1 protein-coding gene is annotated in these 2196 nt (G+C 38.6%); it reads right to left on the reverse strand.

Translation table 11 applies throughout. The annotated features are described in order from the left end of the window. Window positions 1–362: 362 nt before the first annotated feature. A complete protein-coding gene (locus AB1630_12610; protein ID MEW6104632.1) occupies window positions 363–1601 on the reverse strand; it encodes an IS110 family transposase in 1239 nt (412 codons plus the stop codon). Window positions 1602–2196: the final 595 nt, after the last annotated feature.

Consider the following 2196-nt stretch of genomic DNA (forward strand, 5'->3'; position numbering starts at 1 on the left):
AAACGGACATGAGTCTGCGCCTCACAAAGTCTTACGGTGAAATGTCAAGTAAAAAATTAAGTTTTTTTAAAAATATTTTTCTTGACTTATATCCCTAAAAAGGCACAAAAATAGTATGTTCGGATACAAGTGAATTTTTCAAATATCCAAATTAAAAGGGTTAAAGTGAACAATTTCAAGGTAATTTCCCTTGAATGGAAACAAATTGGTCTATAGGCATCATCTCATAGTGTATTATTGCGTAAGCGGAATAATTGTTTTTTTTAATTGTCGTAACCACCTGTCTGCCGTAGCAGAGGCAGGTCAGATTTATTTAAGTATGGAGTACAGTTAAAGTGTACTACCATAGAAATACCAGGCATTTAAGAATTGGCTGTTTTAGGTAATTCATAACGCTTCTTTGAACGAAGCAAACAATAAATTACTCTAACTAATTTTCTGGCACAAAGAACCAAAGCTCTTTTGTGGTGATGTTTTGTGCTTTCAGAGTATTTGCGGGAATAATACTTTTTGAAATCAGAATTATGTAGGTGCAAAGTATTAGCTGCCTGAATGAAGTAGTAACGGAGATATTTATTCCCGTGTTTACTCATGTATGTATCTTCTGCTTCGAAGTCACCAGATTGATGTTTGTTCCAGACAAGCCCAATATATTTGGCTAAGGCAGCCTGATTTTTAAAACAAGAGATATCGCCTATTTCAGCGATTATGCCAGCAGCAAAGACAGGTCCGATGCCCTGAATAGACAAAAGAGTGTGTTGAATTCCAGAAATCTCTTTGGCGATAGATTGATCTATTTTTTTAAGTTGAGCTTCCATAGTGCGAATATTTTGGAGCAGAGCAAGGAGAACAATATCAACGGCTTCTTTCATTTGAGGTGGTAGTGGATAAGCAAGTTTCGAGATTTTTTTAAGTTCTTGAGCAATGAGGAGAGGTTGCTGGAATCTATTTCTACTTTTTTCTATGAGCAGGGAGAGGAGATTTTCTATAGGCATAGAAGCTATTTCTTCGGGAGAGAGTTGAGTAATAACAGTAGAAGAGGTAGCTCCGAAGATGTCTGAGAATGGGGTATCGGTGATGTAGTTGGAGAATTTGAGAAAGAGGTTAGTCAAGAAAAAGTTTTTTTCTCTGGATATTGTCTGGACAAGATGGAATCTGGCTCTGGTCAATTTTTGTAGAGGTAGGTATTGGAGATTGAATTTAATATTTGCTGGGAGTCTTCCGAACCTGAGTCTATCGGCAATAACGAAGGCATCGATGTCATCGGTTTTGGGTAAATCAGGGTAAGCTTTTTTAAAGCCTGCGATTAGTCGAGGGTTGAAGCGATAGATTTGAGGATGAAATGGAGATAATTCTTTTGAGAAGAAAAAGAAGTTTAGGATGTGAAAGCTATAGACAGAAGTAGCTTCTCCGCCGATAGAAACAGAGTCAAAAGAGTAGGTCTTCATCAAGTTAAGGATGTAAGTAAGGAGAGATTGAGCTCCTGACAAGTTATTAGAGAAAGCGTAGGAAGGGATAACTTTTAGACCTTCAGAGTTAAGGAAGCAGACAGTATTTTTTTTAGTGTCGATATCGATACCGACAAAAAGAGGGTGAGACATAAGTTATCAACTCCTTTCATATAAAGATTTAGTCAGGATGTCCCTGACAACCTGAGGATGCAACAGCCTCGCCTGGTGATTAGAATAAACCTGGGGAGTGTAATCCTTGTCCGCCTAACGCTATATCCAAGGGCACTTTTCTCAGGTCAAACATCTTACGAGTAAGAAGAATACCTCAGGAGCAGGGGGACACACTTTGTTTAGAAGACCCATCGGGAATACCCGTATGGACAACGAGGACGATAAGTCCTTCCCTGACCAGTCTTACTGGATATTATGACAGGGACATCCTAAAAAGTCAAGTGGAAAGATGTGGATAGTGACGCAATTGACGCTCATGTGGATAAGTTGATGGACAGCAAAGCTGTCCACAACTTACCCACAATCGCTTGGACAACTCTTTGAGTTATCCACAATTGCTTGGATAACTCCTTTGGAGTTACCCACACTCTCCACATCACTACCACTACTAATAATTAATTTTTTAATTTTATTTTCAACCCCCAACCCCCCAATCTTGGGGGCTTTAATAAGGAATTAGGATTGTGGCATTCAAAATGACTAACAATATATTATACGAGGACGATGAAAATAG

The organism is bacterium, assembly GCA_040753555.1.
GTDB lineage: Bacteria > UBA9089 > UBA9088 > UBA9088 > UBA9088 > JBFLYE01.